The organism is Christiangramia aquimixticola, assembly GCF_048285835.1.
Lineage (GTDB): Bacteria > Bacteroidota > Bacteroidia > Flavobacteriales > Flavobacteriaceae > Christiangramia > Christiangramia aquimixticola.
This window is the reverse complement of sequence record NZ_JBLVTL010000152.1, coordinates 1-320: the sequence shown is the minus strand read 5'-3', so window position 1 is coordinate 320 and position 320 is coordinate 1. Positions and strand designations below refer to the sequence as shown.

Sequence of the window (320 nt, the reverse complement as noted above, 5' to 3'; positions counted from 1 at the left end):
AATTGAAGAAAATCAATACCTTTGCAGTCCGTTCGGGTGAGCGGGGTGTTTTGTGATTGCAAAGCGCTGATTTCTAACCAAAAAAACAGCAGACTCATGACTCTAGGTTTGTTGGTTTTCAGAGTCAGTTTTATTTATGTCTAGTTCAAAGGAATTTAATTGGGACAATTTCAGCACCAAGGGTTTCGGTGATGGCTACTCCAAAGAGCAAAGAGCTCAGATGGAAGCGATGTATGCCGGTACGCTAAATGAGATCACTGAAAAAGAAGTGATCAAAGGTGTAGTAGTAGGAGTAAACGACAAGGATGTAATCATCAACA

The 320-nt window shown here is 40.6% G+C and carries 1 protein-coding gene; it reads left to right on the top strand.

Annotated features, from left to right (window positions below):
* Positions 1–136: 136 nt before the first annotated feature.
* Positions 137–320, top strand: a 184-nt coding sequence (locus tag ACNKXV_RS13905; protein ID WP_417908316.1) for a hypothetical protein, incomplete at its 3' end; no start/stop codon positions are given.